Genomic DNA, 1,695 nt, shown 5'->3' with positions numbered 1-1,695 from the left:
GACGATTTAGATGTGGTTGTTTCCGGCAGCGGTTACGGTTCAGAGAGAGTTTTGTTAAATAATGGCAGCGGTATATTAGCAACTGATAATGAGCAGAATAATTACGAAATCCACTCATCTGTGGCATTAGAAGATGTTGACTCCGATGGCGACTTGGATATGGTATTGGCTAGTTCCAACAGCAACAATGTTTCTGTAAGTCTCAATAATACTCCGATCAACTCAGGGGGGGGAGGTACTGGCAAACGTAGTTTTACTTACGATAATGTGTTCAATCAAGTAACGAGTGAAACTGACGAATTAGGCCGCCAAACTCTTTACGAAGTTGACCAGGTAACTGGTAATAGAAGAAAGGTGACTAAGGTAGTAGGTGCTGTAGGTGGTAGCGATGATGTGGTGACTAGCTATACTTACACCAATCAGAGTTTAATTGATACTGAAACTGACCCGAATGGACGGGTGACAGATTACGATTATAACGAGAAAGACCAGTTGGTTAAGATTACTTTTGCCAAAGGTACTGCTGATGAAGTAACCCAGGAGTTTGAGTATGATGAAGCGGGGAATCAGTCGGCGGTAATTGATGAAAATGGCATTCGTACTGAGTATGAATATGATGCGATGAATCAGTTGAAGAAGACGACGTTTGCCTCTGGTACTCCTGATGAAGCAACGCAGGAATTTGAGTATGATGGTGGGGGGAATCAGACGGCGGTGATTGATGAGAATGGCAATCGTACTGAGTCTGAGTATAATATGATGAATCAGTTGGTTAAAGTGACTTCTCCTGACCCGGATGGTAGCGGGCCGTTGAGCGCTCCAGTGACTCGTTATGAGTATGATAAAAATGGGAATCAGGTGTTGATGGTTGACCCGTTGGGAAGGAAAACTGAGTATCGGTATGATAGTCGGAATCGCTTGGTTGAGACGATTAATCCCGATGCTTCTAAAGAGAAGTTGCGGTATGATGCTGATAATAATCAGACGGCGAGTTTTGATGCGTTGGGTAATCGGACTAATAAGGTTTATGATGCACGGGGAAGGTTGGTTCGGGAGGTTGATGCAAATGAGAAAGTTACTCGGTTTGAGTATGATGCGGCTAATCAATTGGTGGCTCAAATTGATGCTAATAATAATCGGACTGAGTACAAGTATGACTCGTTGGGAATGCGGACGGAGGTGACTGAAGGGGCGAAGACTTCTGTTGCTAGTACGAGTAAGACTGAGTACGATAAGGTGGGGAATGTTACGGCTGAAATTGATGGGAATAGTAATAAGACTCAGTATGTTTATGATGCCAGAAATCGGCAAACACAAATCATTGATGCTTTAACTCCATCGGGAACTACTACTACTGAATATGATGATGTGGGCAATGTCACATCGATTAAAGACCCGGTGAATAATACGACTCAATTTATTTATGATGCCAGAAATCGGTTGAAATCAGAAACGAATCAATTTGGTAAAGCTCGTACTTTTGAGTACGATGATGTGGGAAATCGTACTAGAATTACTGACAGAAATAGTCGGGTGCGTTCCTTTACTTACGATGAACTAAATCGGGAGACGGCAGAAAATTGGCTGAATGCTACTAATAATCCAATTCGGACAATTACTTCTACTTATGATGCCGCAAATCAGTTAATTTCTGTTAAAGACCCAGATTCGACGTACAAGTTTAGTTATGACCCG

General features: G+C 42.4%; 1 pseudogene. It reads left to right on the top strand.

The window, feature by feature from the left end:
* Positions 1-1,695: pseudogene (locus OSCI_RS06910) on the top strand (hypothetical protein); the annotation flags it as partial.

Origin of the sequence: Kamptonema sp. PCC 6506 (assembly GCF_000180455.1) — a bacterium.
Classification (GTDB): Bacteria; Cyanobacteriota; Cyanobacteriia; order Cyanobacteriales; family Microcoleaceae; genus Kamptonema; species Kamptonema formosum.
Note: the sequence above shows the minus strand (reverse complement) of the source record. Positions and strands in the feature narration are given on the sequence as shown.